Source organism: Pseudomonas sp. HC1(2025) (assembly GCF_058742075.1).
Map to the genome: position 1 here is coordinate 2,479,025 of NZ_CP196017.1, position 21,583 is coordinate 2,500,607.

Annotated in this window: 20 protein-coding genes; 4 read left to right on the forward strand and 16 right to left on the reverse strand. The window is 63.2% G+C overall.

Annotation, left to right across the window (positions count from 1 at the left end; all coding sequences use genetic code 11):
* Position 1 precedes the first annotated feature (1 nt).
* The 6 genes from ACSSVH_RS11300 to ACSSVH_RS11325 all read right to left on the reverse strand — a co-directional run bounded on the left by ACSSVH_RS11300 (position 2) and on the right by ACSSVH_RS11325 (position 7,994).
* Positions 2-2,188, reverse strand: a complete 2,187-nt coding sequence (locus ACSSVH_RS11300; RefSeq protein ID WP_170058020.1) for a response regulator — start codon at positions 2,186-2,188, stop codon at positions 2-4.
* Positions 2,189-2,273: 85 nt separating this feature from the next.
* The gene (locus ACSSVH_RS11305) at positions 2,274-3,125 is read right to left on the reverse strand and encodes a CAP domain-containing protein (RefSeq protein ID WP_169957046.1); all 852 of its coding nucleotides are present in this window, start codon (positions 3,123-3,125) and stop codon (positions 2,274-2,276) included.
* 80 nt (positions 3,126-3,205) lie between these two features.
* Entirely contained in the window at positions 3,206-4,534 is a 1,329-nt protein-coding gene (locus ACSSVH_RS11310) for an MFS transporter (RefSeq protein ID WP_090290982.1), read from the reverse strand.
* A 171-nt stretch (positions 4,535-4,705) separates the two neighbouring features.
* Positions 4,706-5,899: an L-2-hydroxyglutarate oxidase gene (gene lhgO / locus ACSSVH_RS11315; RefSeq protein WP_492634552.1), complete on the reverse strand. Its 1,194-nt coding sequence runs from the start codon at positions 5,897-5,899 to the stop codon at positions 4,706-4,708.
* A 109-nt stretch (positions 5,900-6,008) separates the two neighbouring features.
* Positions 6,009-6,719: a FadR/GntR family transcriptional regulator gene (locus ACSSVH_RS11320; protein WP_029295107.1), complete on the reverse strand. Its 711-nt coding sequence runs from the start codon at positions 6,717-6,719 to the stop codon at positions 6,009-6,011.
* Positions 6,720-6,773: 54 nt separating this feature from the next.
* Positions 6,774-7,994 (reverse strand): MFS transporter, encoded by a 1,221-nt coding sequence (locus tag ACSSVH_RS11325; RefSeq protein WP_492634553.1) that lies wholly within the window; start codon positions 7,992-7,994, stop codon positions 6,774-6,776.
* A gap of 119 nt (positions 7,995-8,113) precedes the next feature.
* On the opposite strand from ACSSVH_RS11325, the gene ACSSVH_RS11330 reads away from it, so the two are divergent.
* Together ACSSVH_RS11330 and ACSSVH_RS11335 are read left to right on the forward strand one after the other, a co-directional pair.
* Positions 8,114-9,019 carry a LysR family transcriptional regulator gene (locus ACSSVH_RS11330; RefSeq protein WP_492634554.1) on the forward strand — a complete coding sequence of 302 codons (906 nt, stop codon included), beginning with the start codon at positions 8,114-8,116 and terminating at the stop codon, positions 9,017-9,019.
* Positions 9,020-9,047: 28 nt separating this feature from the next.
* On the forward strand, positions 9,048-9,731 hold the full coding sequence (locus tag ACSSVH_RS11335; protein WP_492634555.1) for a GNAT family N-acetyltransferase: 684 nt from the start codon (positions 9,048-9,050) through the stop codon (positions 9,729-9,731).
* Between the two features lie 180 nt (positions 9,732-9,911).
* On the opposite strand, the gene ACSSVH_RS11340 is transcribed toward ACSSVH_RS11335, so the two are convergent.
* From ACSSVH_RS11340 to ACSSVH_RS11365, 6 genes are all read right to left on the reverse strand, one after another.
* Positions 9,912-10,310: a hypothetical protein gene (locus ACSSVH_RS11340; RefSeq protein ID WP_170043224.1), complete on the reverse strand. Its 399-nt coding sequence runs from the start codon at positions 10,308-10,310 to the stop codon at positions 9,912-9,914.
* Positions 10,311-10,342: 32 nt separating this feature from the next.
* Positions 10,343-11,599, reverse strand: a complete 1,257-nt coding sequence (gene aroA, locus ACSSVH_RS11345) for a 3-phosphoshikimate 1-carboxyvinyltransferase (protein WP_492634556.1) — start codon at positions 11,597-11,599, stop codon at positions 10,343-10,345.
* 102 nt (positions 11,600-11,701) lie between these two features.
* Positions 11,702-12,259, reverse strand: coding sequence for a UPF0149 family protein (locus ACSSVH_RS11350; RefSeq protein WP_492634557.1), 558 nt, complete (start codon positions 12,257-12,259; stop codon positions 11,702-11,704).
* A gap of 84 nt (positions 12,260-12,343) precedes the next feature.
* Entirely contained in the window at positions 12,344-13,036 is a 693-nt protein-coding gene (locus ACSSVH_RS11355; protein ID WP_492634558.1) for an anti-sigma factor, read from the reverse strand.
* Complete coding sequence (locus ACSSVH_RS11360; protein ID WP_169957055.1) at positions 13,033-13,572, reverse strand: sigma-70 family RNA polymerase sigma factor; 540 nt, start codon at positions 13,570-13,572, stop codon at positions 13,033-13,035. Before ACSSVH_RS11360 ends, ACSSVH_RS11355 begins: the two co-directional genes overlap by 4 nt.
* A 91-nt stretch (positions 13,573-13,663) precedes the next feature.
* Positions 13,664-14,185, reverse strand: coding sequence for a DUF3455 domain-containing protein (locus ACSSVH_RS11365; protein WP_169957056.1), 522 nt, complete (start codon positions 14,183-14,185; stop codon positions 13,664-13,666).
* Between the two features lie 203 nt (positions 14,186-14,388).
* On the opposite strand from ACSSVH_RS11365, the gene ACSSVH_RS11370 reads away from it, so the two are divergent.
* Positions 14,389-15,174 (forward strand): sulfite exporter TauE/SafE family protein, encoded by a 786-nt coding sequence (locus ACSSVH_RS11370; RefSeq protein ID WP_172314953.1) that lies wholly within the window; start codon positions 14,389-14,391, stop codon positions 15,172-15,174.
* Between the two features lie 135 nt (positions 15,175-15,309).
* Here ACSSVH_RS11370 and pcsA read toward each other — a convergent pair whose 3' ends face one another.
* The gene (gene pcsA / locus ACSSVH_RS11375) at positions 15,310-16,032 is read right to left on the reverse strand and encodes a phosphatidylcholine synthase (protein ID WP_172314951.1); all 723 of its coding nucleotides are present in this window, start codon (positions 16,030-16,032) and stop codon (positions 15,310-15,312) included.
* 150 nt (positions 16,033-16,182) lie between these two features.
* Positions 16,183-17,121 carry a class I SAM-dependent methyltransferase gene (locus ACSSVH_RS11380; protein WP_492634559.1) on the reverse strand — a complete coding sequence of 313 codons (939 nt, stop codon included), beginning with the start codon at positions 17,119-17,121 and terminating at the stop codon, positions 16,183-16,185.
* A 192-nt stretch (positions 17,122-17,313) separates the two neighbouring features.
* Between ACSSVH_RS11380 and mdeB the strand changes: the two genes are divergently transcribed.
* A complete protein-coding gene (gene mdeB / locus ACSSVH_RS11385; RefSeq protein ID WP_492634560.1) occupies positions 17,314-19,992 on the forward strand; it encodes an alpha-ketoglutarate dehydrogenase in 2,679 nt (892 codons plus the stop codon).
* A 147-nt stretch (positions 19,993-20,139) separates the two neighbouring features.
* On the opposite strand, the gene ACSSVH_RS11390 is transcribed toward mdeB, so the two are convergent.
* Together ACSSVH_RS11390 and ACSSVH_RS11395 are read right to left on the reverse strand one after the other, a co-directional pair.
* Positions 20,140-20,628, reverse strand: coding sequence for a DUF1289 domain-containing protein (locus tag ACSSVH_RS11390; protein WP_170043229.1), 489 nt, complete (start codon positions 20,626-20,628; stop codon positions 20,140-20,142).
* A 36-nt stretch (positions 20,629-20,664) separates the two neighbouring features.
* Positions 20,665-21,555, reverse strand: a complete 891-nt coding sequence (locus tag ACSSVH_RS11395; RefSeq protein ID WP_170043230.1) for a LysR family transcriptional regulator — start codon at positions 21,553-21,555, stop codon at positions 20,665-20,667.
* Positions 21,556-21,583 lie beyond the last annotated feature (28 nt).

Consider the following 21,583-nt stretch of genomic DNA (forward strand, 5'->3'; position numbering starts at 1 on the left):
CTCAATCCTTGCCCATCGCCCTGGCCAGCACTCGTGAAATCTGGTCGGCGGAGTAGGGCTTGGCCAGGAACTCAAAGCCGTCATAGCCGGACTTGGCCAGCTCTTCGCTGTAACCGGAGGTGAGGATCACCGGCAGCTCGGGCCGGCGCCGGCGCAATTCCCTGGCCAGTGCCACGCCGCCCATGCCCGGCATCACCACGTCGGAAAACACCCCGTCGAACGCCCGGGCATCCGGGCCGATCATCTCCAGGGCTTCTTCGGCATGGGTGGCCCACACCGTCTGGTAGCCCAGGTCCTGCAGGATCTGGTTGGCGAAGCGGCCCACTTCCAGGTTGTCTTCCACGATCAGGATGCGCCGGCGCACGGCGTCCGGGTCCAGTTCCAGGGGGGGCTGGAGGGTGCAGTCGTGGATCGCTTCGGGCTCCACCTGCGGCAGGTACAAGGTAAACACGGTGCCCTTGCCGAGCACACTGGCGACATCGACGTTGCCTCCCGATTGCTTGGCGAACCCGAATACCTGCGACAACCCAAGCCCGGTACCTTTGCCAACCTCCTTGGTGGTGAAGAACGGCTCGAAGATGCGTTCAAAGGTCGCCCCGGCAATCCCGCTGCCGGTGTCCGCCAGGGAGATCGCGACAAAGGCTTTGCTCGAGCCGCCATGCCCGCGTATGCACGGCAGCGGCTGGTCTCTTTCCAGGCGCAGCACCAGCGTGCCCTGGCCGTCCATCGCGTCCCGGGCGTTGAGGGCGATGTTGATCAGGGCGGTTTCAAACTGGCTGGAGTCCGCGCAGACATAACAGGCCAGTTCAGGCAGTTCGACGCTGACATGGATCCGCGCGCCGGTGACCGTCTCCAACATGTCGCCGATGTTCTTTACGCGCACGCCGACATTGAACACTTGCGGGTTCAGCGGTTGGCGCCGGGCAAAGGCGAGCAATTGGCTGGTCAGCTTGCTGGCACGCTCTACGGTATCGGTCACGGCACTCATATAACGCTGGCGGCGTTCTTCGGGCAGGTTGGGCATGCGCAGGAAGTCGACCGAGGAGCGAATGATCGTCAGCAGGTTGTTGAAGTCGTGGGCCACACCACCGGTCAACTGGCCAATGGCTTCCAGCTTTTGCGACTGACGCAACGCCGCCTCAGTCTGGTTAAGCAGAGTGGTGCGTTCCACCACCCGCTGCTCCAGGGTCGCATTCAAATCGGCCAGCGCCGACAAGCCCTCGCGAACGATGGCATCGGCCCGCACCCGTTCGATATGGGCCCAGGAGCGTTCGGTGACTTCACCCAGCAGCGCCAGGTCGTAGGAAGACCAGCGGCGCGGGATGCGGTCGTGAATGGCCATCAGCGCGGTCAAGCGCCCGGACTTGATCAAGGGCATGCAAATGGTCGCCGTCACGCCAATGGCCTGGAAGGTCGCGGCTTCCTCGGGCGTCAGTTCCGTCAGGTTGTCGTTGATGATCAACGGCTCGCCGGCCTGCAGGCGCTCGACCGCCAATTGGCCGAAGTCGGCCAGGCGGTAATTTCCGACGATGCTCGGCGAGCCTTCTGCGGCCCAGTTGTCGCGGATGGTAAAGCCGTCTTCATCGGCCTCCATGTCTGCATAAGCGCAGTTGGACAGGTTCAGGTGGGTCGCCAGGATCCGTGTGGTGGCGGCCATGATCGCCGCCGGATCGGTGGCATTGGCCACCCCATTGCTGATTGCATCCAGCACGGCGAGGCGGCGGGCCATGAACACGGAGTTGGTGGTTTCGGTGACGGTATCGAGAATGCCCACGACCGTGCCGCCGGCATCGCGGATCGGGCTGTAGCAAAAGGTGAAATAGGCCTGTTCCGGTGCGTCACCGCGCTCGATGATCAGCGGGAAATCTTCGATAAACGTAGCGTGCCCGGCAAATGCGGCGTCGGCGATCGGGCTGATCTGGCTCCAGGCTTCCTGCCAGATGGTACTGAAGGGCTGGCCCAGTGCGTCGGGCTTGTTACCGAGGATCGGCAGGAACGCGTCGTTGTACAGGGTAACCAAACCCGGCCCCCAGACCACCGCCTGGGGAAAATGCGAAGCAAGGCTCAGTGACACGGTGGTCTTGAGCACATCCGGCCATTGGTCCATTGGCCCCAGAGGGGTGCTGGCCCAGTCATGGCGGCGAACCCGTTCGGCCATTTCACCGCAGCCTTGTAGCCAGTCTGTCATCTACTCAACACCTAGTTCGTCCCACGCTGCGATATGGCACCGCAATATCAAACAACAGACCCGGGCAATGCCCGGCAGTTCAGCGCTACTGCACGCCTAGCAGCGCGGTCCAGTAAATTCCTGCGTCGCTTTTTGGATCCAGCCCATAGGCCGCGCCCAATTCGCGAAATTGCGGGTTCATCAGGTTGGCGCAATGCCCGGGGCTGGCGAGCCAGCCATCGACCACTTTGCGCGGCGTATCAAGGCCAGCGGCAATATTTTCGCCGATCTGCTGGGCGGCATAACCGGCCAGTTCCGCGCGGTCGCCCGGGGTTCGGCCGTCACGGTCCAGGTGGTCGAAGAAGTTATGGTTGGCCATGTTGCGTGCATGACTGTCGGCGGCGCTCGCCAGTTGCGCGTTCCAGGCCAGCGGGGTGGTGGCTGCGAAGGCCTTCTCGCCACATTGGCGCGGTTGCTTGCGGGCGGCGTTGACCATCTCCAGCAGCTGCGGGCCGGCCTCCTGGGAACTGGCCAGGCCCCGGCTCAACAGCGGGCGGGCGAGGACAATGCGCCAGTCCTGGCCATTGTTGCTGACGCCGATATCGACGAATTGCGGGTCCAGCACTACCCGGCAGAAACTCTCGCGCACCGCTTTCATCGCCGATTGCGCATCGCGCGGGCCGGACAGGCTGATCGCTTGCACATTCACCATCGGGTAGGCCGCCTGGGCCAGGTCCTGCTGCAAATCGCCGACATTATTGACCGGCAGTACCAGGCGCGGGTCGACCGCCAGCGGCGGCAACTCCTGGGAACCCTGGTCGGCGCAGCGCTGCAATTGGCTGCGGTACTGGTTGATCGAGTCGATCAATTGACTCTCTTCGCTCGCCGACGCCGTGGCGCAAAACGCCAGACTGGCGGCCAGCGTGGTAACACCCATCATCAATGACAGAACGCGCATGGACGTTTCCCTTGAGCATGAAAGTGCCCATGATGCGCGATCAAGGGGCGCAGATGCACCCCTTGGACAACATTTTGCCCCTAGTTCTTGAATGCCGAGTGCTTGCGGCCCTGGTCACACAGGGCAAACACCACCACCAGCACCGAGGCGATGGCGAGGATGATCACCACGCCATCCGTCGAGTGTGTGGTCGAGGCGGCCACCATCGACAAGGCACCCAGCGGCGCCAGGCCACCGGCGATGGCCGTACCGATTTCACGCCCGGTACCGAAGCCTGAAGAGCGGGTCTGGGTCGGGAACTGGCGGCTGAGGAACGAACCCTGTGGCGCGAACATCATGGGGGCGAGGATCCCGGTGCCGATCCCGATGGCCAGGTAGATCATCAGGCTTTCCCCGGTGTTCAGCAGCGCCAGGAACGGGTAGGCGAACAGCAGCGACAGCACGCCGCCCAGCACCAGTACCGACTTGCTGCTCCACTTGTCACACAGCCAGCCGAAGCACGGCACGGCGACAATCGCCACCAGGCTGGCGATGGTCACCGACAGCGAAGTGACGTGCACATCCACACCCTTGAACTGGGTGAGGTAGGCCAGGGAAAAGGTCTTGAAGATGTAGCTGAGGGCGTTGTAGCCAATTGCCACGAAGAACACCACCGCCAGGCCCTTGAGGTCGTTCTTGAACAGTGCCTTGAGCGGCGAAACCTTGGCCTTGGCCGGCTCCTTGCTCAGCTCCTTGAACTCCGGGGTTTCCGGGATACTGTTACGTACCCACAGGCCCACGCCCACCAGGGCGATGCTGCAGATAAACGGGATGCGCCAGCCGCCGGCCAGCAGGAACTCATTGCCATTGATGGTCAGCAGGTACACGGTCAGCGATGACAGCAGCAGGCCCAGGTTCAAGCCCAGCGCCGGCCAGGCACCCTGGCTGCCGCGCTTGCCTTCTGACGCATGCTCGTAGGACGTGACTGCCGCGCCCGACAACTCGGCGCCGGCACCCAGGCCCTGGATGATACGGATAAACACCAGAATGATCGGCGCCCAGATACCAATCGAGGCGTAGCTGGGGATCAGGCCGATCAGCGTGGTGCACACGCCCATCATGCAGAAGGTCAACACCAGCACATGTTTACGACCGAACTTGTCACCCAGGTAGCCGAACAGAATGCCGCCGAAAGGGCGGGCGATGAAGCCGATGGCGAAGGTGGAGAACGCCATCAGGGTCGCGGTCTTCGGGTCGCTGTTATCAAAGAAGATCTTCGAAAAGACAATCGCCGCCATGGTTGCGTAGAGGTAGAAGTCGTACCACTCCAGCATCGAACCGAAGATCGTGGCGGCAGCGACCTTGCGCAGGCGTTTCTTGGTTTGTGCCGGGGTTTCCACCGTGGCGGGGTTGTGGGCTTTTGCCGTCATGCTGTACTTCCTTCTCAGTCATTATATTTATTAGGGTGTTGCGAACGCGCTCAAATGTGGGAGTTGTCGAGCCTTGGCGAGGCTGCGATGGCGGTGGCTCGAGCGATATATTGGTTGCCTGTGCCGCCGCCATCGCAGTCTCGCGGGGCGAGACAGCTCCTACAGGGGTATTTAGTTGGGGCTGAACATGCGGTCGGCGATCATTTCGCCAATCGGAATGGCCGAGGTGGCTGCCGGTGAGGGCGCGTTACACACATGCAACATGCGCGGCGTCTGGGCGAACAGGAAATCGTGCACCAGGCTGCCGTCGCGCATCACCGCCTGGGCGCGGATCCCGGCTTCGTAGGGCAGCAGGTCGTCGAGTTCCAGGGACGGACAATACTTGCGGCATTGCTCCAGGTAGCCGGATTTGAACAACGAGTTCTTCATTTCCACGCTGCCGGAGCCAAGGTTCTGCCAGATGGTTTTCCAGAACCCGGGGAAGCGCGCGTACTCGGCCACATCCTTCCAGTTGACGGAAAACTTCTTGTAGTTCTCCCGGCCCAGGCCCAGCACGGCATTGGGGCCGACGGTGACGCTGCCATCGATCATGCGGGTCAGGTGCACCCCCAGAAACGGCAGTTCCGGATCGGGGATCGGGTAGATCAAGTGGTTGACGATGTTGTTCTTCGACGCGGGCAAGCGGAAATACTCGCCCCGGAACGGGATGATCTGGTGGTCGATATCGATCCCGGCCAGGGTTGCCAGGCGGTCCGATTGCAGGCCGGCGCACACCACCAGGTGCCGCGCCTGCCAGGCACCGTCGAGGGTGCTGACGGTGACTTTGTCGCTGTCTTCGGCAATCGCCATCACGGTTTTTTCCAGGCAGATCTCACCGCCATTGCGGCGAATCACCCCGGCCATGGTTTCGCAGACCTGGCGGTAGTCGACAATCCCGGTGGCATCCAAAAACAACCCGCCAAGGCCGACAATGTTCGGCTCGCGGGCACGCAACTGCTCGGCGTCGAGGCGCTCGACCTTCATCCCGTTGAGTTGCGAGCGCGCATAGAGTGCTTCCATGCGCTGCACTTCCAGGGCGGTGGAGGCCACCAGCAACTTGCCGCACACCTCGAACTTGATCCCATGTTCGCGGCAGAACTGTTTGGTGGCCTCGGCGCCGCGCTTGCATAGGTCGGCCTTGAGGCTGCCCGGCGCGTAATAGATGCCGGCATGGATCACGCCGCTGTTGTGGCCGGTCTGGTGCTTGGCCAGCAACGCTTCCTTTTCCAGGATCACCAGGGACGCGTTGGGCTGGCGCTTGAGCAGCTCCATCGCGGTGGCCAGGCCGACAATGCCGCCGCCGATGATGCAAAAGTCATAAATCATGTGGGCTACCTAAATCAGTACATTTCAGTCTGCTTATCAGGTTGTCAGACTAATGTTTTTGTTAAAAAAACGGCGCGCCCGCAGGCACGCTTTATCGGTCTTGGGTCGATCAGTGGGTAGCGGGCAGCTCCAGTTGCAGGCGCTTGGCGGCCGCGCGCAAATGCGCTTCGGCGGCCGCGGCGGCGCCTTGGGGATCGGCGTCGACGATGGCCTGGTACAGCGCCTGGTGTTCCTGGGTGGCATCGGCCGAGCCGCTGGCAAAGCGCGAGGCGGAGTTTTCCCAGGCGGTCTTGCGCGCGCTGGCCAACTGGCTGCGCAAAAAGTCGTGGAAGGCGACGAAGTATTCGTTTTTGCTGGCGTCGGCGATGGCCCGGTGAAACTCCACGTCGGCCAGCGCTGCAGCTTCAAAGTCGGCGCGCTTGTCGTGCATTTCCTGCAAGGCGCGTTTCATGCGTTGCAGGTCGCCCGCGTCGCGGCGTTGGGCAGCAATGGAGGCCGCCTGGGTTTCGATCCACAGGCGCACCTCGAACATTTGCGCGAGGTCAGGGCGCCGGCCGTTCTTTTCCGGAAAGCGGAACACCGTGCCGGCCGGGGTCTGCGAAATAAACGAGCCCAGGCCACGCCGGGCGGTCAGTACACCATCGGCCTTGAGCTGGGCAATCGCCTCGCGCACCACCGAACGGCTGACATTCAGCTGTTCCGCCAACTGCTGCTCGGTAGGCAGGCGCGACTCGGGCGCCAGTTGTCCGGAGTCAATCTCGGCCCGTATGGCGCTGACAACACGCACGACGAGGGAATCTGGACGCTGGAGCTCAAGCATGGCAAAACCTAGGTAATCAGGTTGTCAGACAATAGCCGTTACGATTTTCCCTTGTCAAGGCGCCGTGCTGGCTTGCAGCGTTTTTACCCGGCGCGTGAAGGCCAACAGCAGCGCCAGCACGACCAGCCCCGAGGCCACCCCGAAGGCCATGTGCAAGCCCTGGCCGACCGCTGGTGGCAGGGCAGAATGGATATCGCCCGTGCCCCAGGCAAACACTGCACCCAGTGCCCACGCGCCGATTATCAGGCCCAGATTGCGCGACAGGTTCAGCCAGCCTGCAATCACCCCGCGTCGACCCGCCGACACATTGCTCATCACCGCCGTGTTGTTGGCCGCCTGGAATTGCGCGTAGCCCAGGGTGAGGATCAGCAGCGCGCCGATGTAACCGGCGGCGTCCAGGGGCATCAACGCCAGCACCAGGCAGCCGGCCAGCATGCACAGCAGGCCACCCAGTGTGGTGGCGTAGCTGCCGCAGCGGTCGGTCAGGCGCCCGGCCGGTACACCCGCCAGCGCCGCGCTACAGGGGCCGACGGCCATGGCCAGGCCCATTTGCGCGGGGTCGAGTCCGAGGCCATGGCTCAGGTAAAACGGCCCGGCGACCAGGGTGGTCATCATCACCGCCGCCACCAGCGTACTCATGCCAAGCCCGGCGCCCAGGGCGCGGTCATGGAGTGTCGCGAATACACTGAAGCGGCCAGCGCCTAAGGCTTGCGGGTCGCTATCGGCCGGTGTGCCTCTTACCAGCACACAAGCGAGGGCGGCCAACGGCAGCATCACTAGAAACAGCGCGCGCCAGCCAGACGCGGCAATCAGCGCGCCACCAATGGCCGGCCCCAGGCCGGTGCCTACCGCCGACAGGGTCCCCAGCAACCCCATGACGCGCCCGGTCTGCTCTTTGGGGACGGTGGCCGCGACCAGCGCCATGGTCATTGCCAGCATGACCGCCGCGCCAAACCCTTGCAGTGCCCGCGCCGCGACCAACATGCCCAGGGACGGCGCGGTACTGCACAGGGCACAGGCCACGGCGAACACCAGCAGGCCCGCCAGCAGCAGGCGGCGATGGCCGAAGCGGTCGCCCAGACGGCCGACCCCTACCAGCACGACAGTGGTCGCCAGCAAGTAGCTCAGCACCACCCACTGCACCGCGGCAAAGGTTGCAGCAAAGGCCTCGGCCATCTGGGGCAGGCCGACATTGGCAATGCTGGTGCCCAGCGAGGCCAACAACATGCACAGCGACAAACCGGCGAGTGCGCCGCGTGGGGAAGGGGATGTCATGGGATGTCCTCGTGCTGCACCGTGGCCGTTGCCCGCAATCTACGGCGTCGCCTAACATGGCGGAAGACGCATCGGTTGCACTCTATACATGCGTCAAACGCCTGATGAGGATTGCCGCCGTGTCGCTGCCTGACTTCAACCTGCTGATTACCCTGGACGTACTGCTCACCGAAGGCAGCGTCGTCCGTGCCGCCCAGCGCCTGGGCCTGAGCCCCTCGGCCATGAGCCGCGCGTTGGCGCGGCTGCGCCAAACCACCGGCGACCCCTTGTTGGTGCGCGCCGGCCGCGGCCTGGTACCGACACCACGCGCCCTGCAACTGCGCGAGCAGGTCAGCCAACTGGTGCAAGATGCCCAAGCGCTGTTGCGGCCGCTGCAGGTCCTGGACCTCAAGGGCCTGGTGCGCACCTTTGTGCTGCGCACCAGCGAAGGTTTTGTCGAAAGTTTCGGCCCGGCGCTGATCGCCCGAGTCGCCGAACAGGCACCCGGGGTGCGCCTGCACTTTGTGCACAAGCCCGGTGCAGCGCTGCGCGACAGTGGGGTGGACCTGGAAACCGGTGTGGTCGATAGCACGGCCAACCCGGAAGTGCTGACCCAGTTGCTGTTTCGCGACCGTTTTATCGGCGTGGTACGCGCCGGCCACCCACTGAGCCAGGGCCCCATCACCACCGCGCGCTACGCCGCCGGCCGGCATATCTATGTGTCGCGGCGCGGGCGCGAGCGTGGGCAGATTGACGATGCCCTTGAGGCCTTGCACCTCACGCGGGACGTGGCGACCATCGTCACCGGGTTCTCCACGGCCGTGGCCCTGGCGCAAAGGACCGACCTGATCGCCAGCGTTCCCGAGCGCTATACCCGCGGCCTGCGCGATGGCCTGTGCAGTTTTGCCCTGCCGGTGCCAGTCCCTGAGTTCAGCGTGGCGATGCTCTGGCACCCACGCCTGGATGCCGACCTCGCGCATCGTTGGTTGCGCGGCTGTTTGCGCGAGGTGTGTGGCGCAGAACAGGTACAATCCCCGCTGCCTTGATTGCGAAAGACCAGGAAACAGGAATTCGATGTTCACCCTTACCCACTACGCCAGCCCATGCCCCGAGCCCGTCAACAGCCAGATCCTGCAGATGGTGGTCGACTACCTGACTGATATCAGCATGGTCGCCATCCCGCCGAGCAACCTGCTGTACAACGTCTACCAGTATGCAATCGGCTACGAAGTGCACCTGTACCTGGAGGCGGTGGGCGGGGCCAAGGGAATTGCGGTCGAGCTGATCGTTGCGATGGATGAGCAGGACCCGGCCAAGGTCATCGGCTTCTTGCTGTACCTGCCGGTCAAGGACGATCCCGAGGCCTGCGGCGTGGCCTATATGGCCGTGCATGCCAGCCACCGCCGCCAGGGCGTGGCGCGGGCGATGATGGACGAGATGCTCGGCCGCTACCCCCATGGTGAATTGACCTGCGCGGTGGAAAAAGTCCCGGCGTTCGAAGCCATGGGTTTCCAGGTGCGCGGCGTGCGTGGCACCCAGGTGTTGATGAACACCCGCGACTACAGCACCGATGGCCTGATGGGCGTGTTGGATGTGGCGTCGATCTACAGTTCGCTGGAGGTGCGGCAAATCCACACCTACCTGCTACACAAACACGGCAAGCGCGCGATGATCGATGCCGAGAAACAGCGTGACCGGCATTTTGACCAGATGACCCGCAAGGCCCAACTGTTCGTGCAAACCCGCTCCGCCCTGTAGGAGACGGCAAGCCGTAATGTCGTTCAGTTAAGCGCAGATCCCCTGTGGGAGCGGGCTTGCCCGCGATGGCGTCATGTCAGTCGGTATATCTGTCGACTGACACTCCGCTATCGCGGGCAAGCCCGCTCCCACATTTGATCTGCGCTGCTTTGAGCATTGCGTTCGCTTAACTGAATGGCATTACAGGGTTGGGCTGTCGCGGAAAAGGTCGTGGGCATCCAGCAGCCGATAGGCAATCTCCGGCCGCTTCTCCATCCCTTTGCGGATTGCTGCCGGAATCGACTGCCGGGTCTTGCGACACAGGCCCGGCAGTTCGTCGATGACGATCTGGATCCCGCGCATGCTTTTGACTTCGGTATGCCCTGGGGCTATGTGCACGCGGATGCCCAGTTGCTGGTGCATCAGCTGTTGCATGCGTTCCAGGTCGGCCAGGCTTTGCAGGTTTTCCAGGCGTTCGAGCAGCTTTTTTTCTTCCTGGCGGGTCAGTTGCAGGATGCGCTGGTCGGTGCCGGGCGCCTCGAGCAGTTGCTCGCGCTCGCAGTCACATACAGCAGGTGGGCAGGGCTGGCGAATTGTCATGATCACTCCCTCCCCACGCTGGTGCTGACGGCTCAGTAGGTCAGTTGCACGCCCAGGCTGCCCAGGGCGTTCCAGTACTCAGGATAGGTCTTGCCCACGCAGTCCGGGTCCTGAATCTTGATGCCCGAGACTTTCAGCCCCGCCAGCGCAAAGCACATGGCGATGCGGTGGTCGGCGTGGGTGTCGATCAGCGCGGTGCACGCAGTGCCGGCCAACGCCGGATCGCTGGCGACCAGCAAGTCGTCACCGATGATGGTCGCCAGGCCCGGGCGAATTTCGTTGAGGCCGTCATGCAGCGCCTGGACGCGGTCGCACTCCTTGACCCGCAGGTTGGCCAGTTCGGTGAAGCGCACCGGCGTATTGTTGAACGCCGCCAGCACCGCCAGGGTCGGGATGGCGTCCTGCATCTGCGAGCCGACCACCGTGGCCGGCATCTGCGGGAACTGGGCGATCACGGCCTGGGCCTTGGCGTCGGGCTGGGTGAAATCCTGTGCGGCGACGCCCAGGTCGATGCTGCCGCCGGTCAGCACTTCGGCGGCCCACAGATAGGTGGCGGCAGAAGCGTCGGGTTCGATCAGGTAATCATTGGCGGTGTAGCCGGTCGGGGCCACGCGCCAGGTGCTGTCGTTGACCACGTCCACCTGGGCGCCAAACGCGCGCATGCAATCGAGGGTCAGGTCGACATAACCACGGGCGCCGATGTCTTTGCCGGTCAGGGCCACCTCGATCGGGGCCTCGCCGCAGGCCGCGAGCATCAACAGCGCCGACACGTACTGGCTGGACAGGCCGCCGTCGATCTCGAAGCGCTTGGCCTGCACCTTGCCGCGACCATGCACGGTCACGGGCGGGCAGCCGGTGGGGCTTTGTACCTGGATGCCGTTCTGGTTCAGGGTCGCCAGCAGCGGGCCGATCGGGCGCTTTTGCATGTACGCGTCGCCATCCAGTACCACGCTGCCTTCCACGGTCGCCACGGCGGCTGTGAGAAAGCGCATCGCGGTGCCGGCGTTGCCCAGGAACAACGGTTGCGCCGGCAGTTGTAGCTTGCCGTGGCCGGTGACGACAAAGGTCACGTCATCCGGCTCGTCAATGGTTACGCCCATCTGGCGCAAGGCCACGGACATATGCCGGGTGTCGTCGCTTTTCAGCGCGCCGCTCAGGCGGCTGGTGCCCTTGGCCAGGGCCGCCAGCAGCAGGGCGCGGTTGGTGATGGATTTGGAGCCGGGAGGCGCTACCTTGCCGTGCAATGGAAAGTTGGGCGGTGTCACGGTCACGGTTTTCTGCGAACTCAAGGTACAAGGCTCCTGATTCAAGGCGCGGTGGCTGGGAGTGGCCGGCTGGCGGAGACGAATAATCGACCATCCGGCACGGCAGGGTCAAATCGTGGCGCAGGTTTAACCGCGCTGGCTCAGCCAATAGGCATGCAAGGCCCTGGCGGCCGGTTCGATGCGCGCGACGTGTTGTTGGTGGGCCGGGACATCCAGGTCGGCCGGCAATTCGAAGTTGTCCTGCTCGGCGCACCAGGAGATGGCTTCGAACTGTGCCGCCTGTTCGCTCGGCAGGGGCGGCCATTCGCTGATCGCGGCGCCACGGATATAGCCAAAGCACCATTCTTCCGCGAGGGTCAACGGCAGGCCCTGGTGTTCGGTTTGTTCAAAACGCGCCTGGAAACCCTCGGCATCGGTGGCCAACTGCAGAGCAATGCTATTGAGATGGCGGGTGCACAGGTCGATGAATTGCCCCAGCTCTTCCTTGCTTTCCCATGCCGGGATCTGGCCTCCCCAGATGGCCGGGAACCAGATGGCAACCTCCACCGGTGCCGGGCCGGACACCAGGGCGGTGAAGTAACCATCGAGCTCGGCCAGGTTCAACACCGAGTTGTCGTCGCCGTACTTGAGCAGAATGTCTTCGATGAACTCGAAATCGGCAGGGGCGAGGGCTTGGTCGTGCATGAACATATCCTTTGAGCGTCAAGCGCCGCAGTTAAGGCGGCGTAAAACGCGGAGGATGGCGCGAGTCGGCGTTTTAATCCAGTGCTAGATCACCTTCACCGCGCGGCCAATCGCCTGGATCGGCCCGGTCGGCTTACCGGTCGGCGAGCCATTGGGGCCTTCCAGGGTCATCTCGAACAACTGGTTCGGCGCCAGCGGTGGCAGTTTGTCCAATGGGATCGACAGGCTCTGCCCCGGCTTGACCAGCCCCAGGGAAACCGGGGCTTGCCAGTCCTCACCCTTGGTCCAGAATTCCAGTGCCTTGTCTACCGGTATTTCCATCACGCCCAGGGGGATCAGTTGGATTTGCTGACTGTCGCTGGCCTGGACTACCCAGCCGGGCGCCTGGCTTTGCGGGGCCATCAGCACCACCACGTAGGCGGTAGGGTTGACGGCAGCGGGGCGGGCCAGCAGCAGCGCGGCCAGGACCAGGCTGGCCAACAAGCCAGCACCGGCCAGGCCACGCCACAGCGCCAGCAGGTTCCACCACGGCACCGACGGCGTATCGCCCACCGCGCGATGGCCCAGGCTGCGCTCAATGCGCCGCCACAGGTAGGGCGACGGCGCCACCGGCGCGGCCAGTTCGGTCAGCGGCAACAGGCGCTGTTCCCAGGCATCCACCGCCGCCCGCAAGGGCCCATCGTGCTCCAGCCGTTGCTGCACGTGCAGGCGTTGCTCGGCTGCCAGGGTGCCCAGCACGTATTCGCTGGCCAGTTCGTCCAATTCGTCGGGAGTCATGCCATGCACTCACGCAAGGCCGCGAGGCTGCGTTTGATCCAGGCTTTGACAGTCCCCAGCGGGGTGCCCAGTTTCTGTGCGATTTCACTGTGGGACAGGCCGTCGACATACGCATGCAAGATACAACTGCGGCGCGACGGCTCCAGGTGTTCCAGGCACTGGTAAACCTTGGCGCTACGGGCGCGGTATTCGAAATGCGCGGCGCTGGATTCAGCCACCAGTGTGTGTTCATGCTCGTCGCTGAGCGCGACTTCACGGCCCGTTTTACGCATGACGTTGAGCGCCATATGCCGGGTCACGCTATACACCCAGCCACGGGCCGAACCCCGGCGCGGGTCGAAGCCGCCGGCGCCGTTCCAGATGTTGATAAACGCCTCATGCACGATGTCCTCCGCCAGCGCCGTATCCCGCGCAATGCGCTTGGCCACGCCGAGCAGCCGGGCGCAATCCTGTTCGTACAACTGACGCAAGGCGTGCTGTTCGCCGCGGGCGCAGGCCAACAGGCAGGCTTCATAGTCAAAGAGAGGTTCGGGCAAGGACTGGGGCCGCCTTTTCAGGGTCAATCCCCGGCCGCGAATGGCCGGGGTGCTAGCGCAGCAGCTTAGACGAGTTTTTTTGCCAGGCGCATTATTTGGCCGCCCAGAAGATGTAGTCCGCCTGGTACTTCACCACTTCCTGCTTGCCCTTGTTGGCGGTGCTGCATTCGGCGCTCGGCGCCACGCCACCTTTGAGTGCCACGCGCTGGATATAGCTGACACCGCTCATTGCACCCTTGCCTTCGGCGGGGTTGGCCTTGACCAGTTGATAGGGCAGGTTGCCCGCGCTGGACGGCGCTACGGCCAGTTGCGTGCCGGTGACTTTCGAACCGTCCTGGGCCTGCCAGGTGGCGGGCGGGCCGAAGTAGGTACCCACCTGCTTGCCGCTACGATCATTGAGTACTGCCTTGGGGCCGACGAACACCCATTCGGTCTGGCCGGCAGCGTTGGCCTTGTCGCGGCATTCGTAGGTGATTTCGCCGACACCCGTGGTTTGCATGGTCACCTTGTGGCCATCCGGCACTTTGATGCTGTCGGGCAGGGTGGCCTGGGCAAAGGCTGTTGGGGCGGCGATAAGCAGGCAGGTCAGGCAGAGCAGCGGTTTAGTGTTCATTGGTGTCTCTCCATAAGGGTGAACAGCAAAGCAGCGCAAGGGCTACTTCCTGTACTACTCATGGCGCGGCTGACTGGATGCACGGCGCGACAAATAAATCTGTGAGCTGAAAAAGGAATAAAGTCAGATCGTATTGATATAAGTCGTTATAAGAAAAATCGCTATGCTGCCGCCAGAATTTTATAAGGCCGCAGGTAGTTGTAATGGATGTGGGTAATTTTGGTTTTGTAGTTGCAGGCCTGATCGTTGGTTTTATCGTCGGTATGACCGGCGTCGGGGGTGGGTCGCTGATGACTCCGATCCTGTTGTGGTTTGGCATCAACCCGGCCACGGCCGTGGGCACCGACCTGCTGTATGCAGCCATCACCAAGTCCGGCGGGGTGCTGGTGCATGGCAAGAACAGGAATATCGACTGGACCATCACCGGCTGGCTGACCCTGGGCAGCGTGCCGGCGGTGTTGCTGACGTTGTGGTTCCTCAAGAGCCTGCACACCGATCCGAGCGCGATGAACGAGGTGATCAAGCAAGCCCTGGGTGTGGTGCTGTTGCTGACGGCCCTGGCGATTCTGTTCAAGAAAAAACTCTTGGCCTTTGCCCAGCACCATGCAGGCGACCACTACCATATGAGCCCGCGCAATCTCAACGGGCTGACGGTATTCACCGGTGCGATCCTCGGCACCATGGTCGCCCTGACGTCCATCGGTGCCGGCGCCCTGGGCACCGTGGCGCTGTTTATCCTGTACCCGTTCCTGGCCACCAAACGCCTGGTGGGCACCGAAATCGCCCACGCAGTCCCGCTGACCCTGGTCGCCGGCCTAGGGCACGCGAGCATGGGCAACATGGACTGGCATTTGTTGGGGTTCTTGCTGATGGGGTCGCTGCCGGGGATCTACGTTGGCAGCCACATGTCAGGCCGGGTGCCGGACGAACTGCTGCGCCCGTGCCTGGCGGTGATGCTGGGGTTGATTGGTTTCAAGCTGGCGTTCTGACCCTGCCCACACTCTGTTATCGATCGCAGGGTGTCAGGTACCGAGCGTTATCGTTGAGGATTATCGCTGGCAAGCCAACTCCTACAAGGGATTGTGCTTTTGTAGGAGCCGGCTTGCCGGCGATGGCGCCGCACATCATGCCTTACGCGATTTATCCAACCACTCCACTGCCGTGCGCCAGATACAAATCCCCAGGAAGTACGCCGACATCAACAACCACAGGCCCATGGTCAACGTGTTGGTGTACGGCCGGTCGATCACCAGCAACAGGCTGCACAGCAGCCACACCGTGGTCACCGCAATATTGATCGGCATAAAGCGCTTGACCCGGAACGGGTGCAGGAACTTCATCGGCGTGACTGTCAGCAGCGCCAGGCCGATCACCGTGGCCAGGGTGATCCAGCCGTCCGGATCGATGATGTAGACACACAGCGCCACCACGTTCCAGGCCGCCGGGAAGCCTTGGAAGTAGTTGTCCTTGCTCTTCATATTGACGTTGCAGAAGCAGAACAGCGATGACACCAGGATCACCGAGACGGTGAACAGGTGGGTGAAGTCCGGCAGGTCGATATAGCGGTAGATGAACAGCGCCGGGATAAACACATACGTCAGGTAATCGATCACCAGGTCGAGCACCGAGCCATCGAAGCTTGGCAACACGGTCTGCACATTGACCCGCCGCGCCAGCGACCCGTCCACGCCATCCACGATCAACGCCAGGCCCAGCCACAGCAGGCAGGCCTTGGGCTGGTTCTCCAGCAGCGCCAGCGTCGCGAGGAAGGCCAGCACCACGCCGGTGGCGGTAAAACCATGGGCGCCCCAGGCTTTGAGTCTGGCTACATGCAGGGTCGATATCACAGGGGCGTTCTCCAAAAGGTGAAACAGGGCAGCCGACGGCGAGTTAGCGTCGAATCTGGCCAAGGGATGCAAGTATCGACCGGGAAGGTGGGGATAAGGTTCACCACCACGGCGTTAGGTCTAGGGTAGCAAGCGTTGACGGATTCGGCATCAGCCCTGACGGAACACCAGGGCCTTCAAGCCACTTTGCGGATCGATATCAGGAAATTCCGGCGGGTTTGCCAGGCGCTGCTCAAAGCGCAGCCCCGGTGCTTCGCGGGTGACGCCCTCGATGAGGAAATCTTCGCCCAGCGCCGGGTCATTCATGCAGGCCAGTACCGTGCCTTGGGGCGTCAGCAGGTCCGGCAGGCGGCGTAGTACGCGCTGGTAATCCTTGGTCAGCAGGAAGCTGCCTTTCTGGAAGGACGGCGGATCGATGATCACCAGGTCGTAGGGGCCGTTGCCGGTGACCTTGGCCCAGGACTTGAACAAGTCGTGCCCCAGGAAACTCACCTTGCCCAGGTCATGGCCATTGAGCCGGTGGTTGTCGCGACCCCGGCTCAGGGCGCCACGGGCCATATCCAGGTTGACCACATGCTCGGCGCCGCCCTCGATGGCGGCCACGGAAAACCCGCAGGTGTAGGCAAACAGGTTCAATACCCGCAGGCCATGGGCGTGCTCGCGCACCCAGTTGCGCCCGTAGCGCATATCCAGAAACAGCCCGCTGTTCTGCTTTTTGCCCAGGTCGATGCGATAACGCAGGCCGCCTTCGGTGATGGTCAATTCGTCGACCATCTGCCCCCACAACCATTCGGTGGTGCTTTGCGGCAGGTAGCGATGTTGCAGAGCCAGGGTGTGGGCGCCGGCCTGTTGCCATTCGCCGCTTTCGCACAGCTCGCGCAACTGGTGTTGCAAGGCTTGCAACTGCGCAGGCTCTGGCTGCTTGAACAACGAGACCAGCACCACGCCTTGCAACCAATCCACGGTCAATTGTTCCAGGCCCGGCCAGCAGCGGCCCCGGCCGTGGAACAGGCGCCGGGTTTCTGTGGGCACGTCGCGCAGGGCTTCGAGCAGATGGGAATGGAGCAGGGCGAGGGCGTCTGGGGTCATCGGGCAGCGTCGATCATTAAACGGGCGGCATTTTAAACACAATTGCGGTGTTTCAGGTGGTTGGAGCACAACGTGCTTTTAATCAGCTGTGTTTAAGCGTTTTGTGCTGCAAATCGCCGCGTCACCTGGCCAGAACAGTCAAAAAATCCTTTTGGGCAGACATAAACTGGAAAAAACAGCTCGGAGGTGCCCATGAACGGTTTCGTAAAGACAGTCAATCAAACAGCCATTGACCAGCAAGAGCTCACCGAGTGGCGCGATGCCCTGGACTCCCTGGTGCGCCACGCCGGCCCCGAACGTGCGCGGGAGATCCTCGATATGCTGGCCGACGCCGGCAACACCCCGGCCATCGGCTGGAAGCCGCGCCATGGCACGTCCTACATCAACAGCATCAGCGTTGCCCAGCAGCCGCACTTTCCCGGCGACCTGGCCACCGAAGAGCGCCTGGCCTCGCTGGTGCGCTGGAACGCCCTGGCCATGGTGGTCCGCGCCAACCAGGCCTATGGCGAATTGGGTGGCCATATCGCCAGCTATGCCAGCGCGGCGGACCTGTTCGAGGTGGGCTTCAACCATTTTTTCCGTGCGCGCCACGACAACGTCGGCGGCGACCTGGTGTTCTACCAGCCGCATTCCGCGCCTGGTATTTACGCGCGGGCGTTTCTTGAAGGCCGCTTGAGCGAGCAGGACCTGGCCCACTATCGCCAGGAGCTGGGCGCCGTCAAGGCCGGTGCCCGTGGCCTGTCCAGCTATCCGCACCCATGGTTGATGCCGGACTTCTGGCAGTTCCCCACCGGCTCCATGGGGATTGGCCCGATCAGTTCGATTTTCCAGGCGCGCTTTATGCGTTACCTGCACCATCGTGGCTTGCAGGACACCACCGACCGCCACGTCTGGGGCGTGTTCGGCGACGGCGAGATGGACGAGCCGGAAAGCATGTCGGCCCTGACCCTGGCGGCCCGCGAAGGCCTGGACAACCTGACCTGGGTGGTCAACTGCAACCTGCAACGCCTCGATGGCCCGGTGCGTGGCAATGGGCGGATCATTGACGAACTGGAGGCGCTGTTTGCCGGTGCTGGCTGGAACGTGATCAAGCTGGTGTGGGGTTCGGACTGGGACGCCTTGCTGGCCAAGGATGAAGACGGTGCGTTGGTGCGCACCTTGTCCCAGACCGTGGACGGGCAGTTCCAGACCTTTGCCGCCAAGGACGGTGCCTATAACCGCGAGCACTTCTTCGGCCAGAGTGAGTCCCTGGCCAAACTGGTGGCCGGCTTGAGCGACGAGCAGATCGACCGTCTCAAGCGCGGCGGCCACGACATGCTGAAAATCCATGCGGCCTATCACGCCGCGCGGCGGGTCAAGGGGCGCCCCACGGTGATCCTGGCCCAGACCAAGAAGGGCTTTGGCATGGGCGAAGCCGGGCAGGGCAAGATGACCACCCACCAACAGAAAAAACTCGACCGCGATGCGCTGATCGCCTTTCGCAACCGCTTCCAGTTGCCCTTGAGCGACGAGCAGACCGAATCCCTGAGCTTCTACAAACCCGCCGCCGACAGCGCAGAGATGCGCTACCTGCACCAGCGTCGCGCCGCCCTCGGCGGTTATGTGCCCAGCCGCAGCCAGCACGCCGAGCCGGTGCCTGTGCCGCCGGTGAGTGGCTACGGCGGCTTCGCGACCCAGGCCGAAGGCAAGGAAATGTCCACTACCATGGCCTTTGTGCGCATGCTCAGCAATTTGCTGAAGGACAAGGCCCTGGGCCCGCGGATCGTGCCGATTGTCGCCGACGAGGCACGTACCTTCGGCATGGCCAACCTGTTCAAGCAGATCGGCATCTACTCCAGCGTCGGCCAGCGCTACGAGCCCGAGGACATCGGCTCGATCCTCAGCTATCGCGAAGCCACCGACGGGCAGATCCTTGAGGAAGGCATCAGCGAAGCCAGTGCTATCAGTTCCTGGGTCGCGGCGGCTACCAGTTACTCGGTGCATGGCTTGCGCATGCTGCCGTTCTACATCTACTACTCGATGTTCGGCTTCCAGCGCGTGGGCGATCTGATCTGGGCCGCCGCCGACCAGCGCGCCCGGGGCTTTTTGCTCGGCGCCACGGCAGGGCGGACCACCTTGGGCGGCGAGGGCTTGCAGCATCAGGACGGCAGCAGCCATCTGATGGCCGCGACTGTGCCCAACTGCCGCGCTTACGACCCGGCATTCGCCGGCGAATTTGCGGTGATTCTCGACCATGGCATGCGCCAGATGCTTGAGCACGATGTGGACGAGTTCTACTACGTGACCCTGATGAACGAAAACTACCCGCAGCCGAGCCTGCCCGAGGGCGTCGAAGCGGCGATCATCAAGGGCATGTACCGCCTCGATGGCAGCGCCGGGGCCAAGGTGCGCCTGCTCGGCTCCGGCACCCTGGTGCGCGAGGCCCAGGCCGCCGCGCAGTTGCTGGCAGACGATTGGCAGATCGCCAGCGAGGTGTTCAGCGTGACCAGCTTCAGCGAACTGGCCCGCGATGCGCGCGAGGTGGAGCGCTGGAACCGCCTGCATCCGCTACAAGAACCGCAGCGCAGCCACCTGGCGACCTGCCTGCCCGAGGGTGCGCCAGTGGTTGCAGTGTCGGACTACGTACGCGCCGTGCCACAGATGATCGGTTCCTACCTGGGTTCCAGCTACACCGTGCTGGGCACCGATGGCTTCGGGCGCAGCGACACCCGTGCGGCGTTGCGCGACTTCTTCGAGGTGGACCGCCACCACATCGTGCTTGCCGCGCTGGCCGCCCTGGTGGAGCAGGGCAGCCTGGAGGCGCAGGTGTGCCAGCAGGCGATTGAACGGTACGGCCTGCACACCGAGCGTGCGGCGTCGTGGACCCACTGACACCTCAAGGTATATGAGGACTCATTGTAGGAGCGGGCTTGCCCGCGATGGCGTAGTGTCAGTTGATGCATAGGTGACTGACCCACCGCCATCGCGGGCAAGCCCGCTCCCACACAAGCCCGCTCCCACAGGGGTTTGTGGTGTGCTTTAGAGAGTGGCTATCAACTGAGGCCCAAACGCCTCACGCAAAAAATCCGGCGCGATATAGCGCTGGTAATGCGCCTCCGATAGCAGGAAAAACTCCCGATCAATCGCATCACGCAAATCCGCCAGGTGCCGCTCACGAAACTCGGGCAGCAACACCAACCCGTACGCATCCAGCCGGGAAATCACCCGTGCGCCCCTGGCAATCAACTGATAGGCCCAGCAATACGGCGACTGGTGCGGCATAAAGCGGATCTTGCGCTCCTCCAACTGTTGGCGCAGGCGCGCAGGATCAAACACCTCCAGCTTGCTGGCCATGACCTGCACCAGCAACTGTTCGAGGCGCAGCCAGACCGCTTGTTTTTCCTCGGCGCTGTAGCCATTCCACTGAATGACTTCATGGTGATAGCGCTTGCAGCCACGGCACACCAGGTCGCCATACACGGTGGAACACAGGCCGACGCACGGCGTCTTGATGGTTTGATTGGACATAAAAACCGCGTCTTTCCTAATCCACTACAAAAGGGTTCACGGGCGCTCCATGGCGCTGAACTGTTGGTTCAACCATTGATACAACTGGGTGACCGCCCGCGACATCTGCCCGCGATGGGGGCAGGCGAAACTCAAGGGGTACACATCCCCGGCAATCTCTGGCAGCAGCACCACCAAGCGCTGCGCCTGGACATCGGCGTACACATCCAGCCAGGTCTTGTAGGCGATGCCTTCGCCGGCCACGGCCCAGCGCCGTACCACATCGGCGTCGTCGCTGAACAAGGGGCCCGCGACCTGCACGGTCTGCCCGCCCAACTCCCAGCGGTCATGCAGACGACTGTTTTGCAGGTACAGCAGGCACGGGTGGTGCGTCAGTTCGTCGGTGGACGCGGGGGCGCCGTGGCGCGCCACGTAGTCCGGCGAGGCCACCAGCACCCGGCGGTTCCAGGGCGCCAGGGGCAGGGCGATGTAGTTGGCGTCCTCGTTCCAGCCATAACGCAGAGCCACGTCCACCGGGTCGCGAAACAGGTTGGTGACCTGGTCCGACACCAAAAAGCGCAAGGTCAGTTCTGGATGCAGGCGGCGGAACTCGGTGAGCATCGGCAGCAGGATGTTGCGCCCCAGGTCCGACGGCGCGGCGATCTGCAACGTGCCCCGCAGCGGCGCGTCATCGCCGCGCAAGCGTTCGCGGCCCAGCTCCAACTGCTCCAACACGCTGCGGGCGGTGGGCAGGTACTGTTCGCCTTCGGCGCTCAAGCGCAGGCTGCGGGTGGTGCGGGTAAACAGCCGTACTTCCAGTTCCCGCTCCAGGCGCTTGATCGCTGCCGCGACCTGGCCCGGCAACAGGTTGGCCTCCACCGCAGCGGCGGTAAAACTGCCCAGGGCGGCGCTGCGCAGGAACAGCCCGAGATCATCGATGCGGATCATTTTCACTCCAGCAATGAAAGTGTTGCTG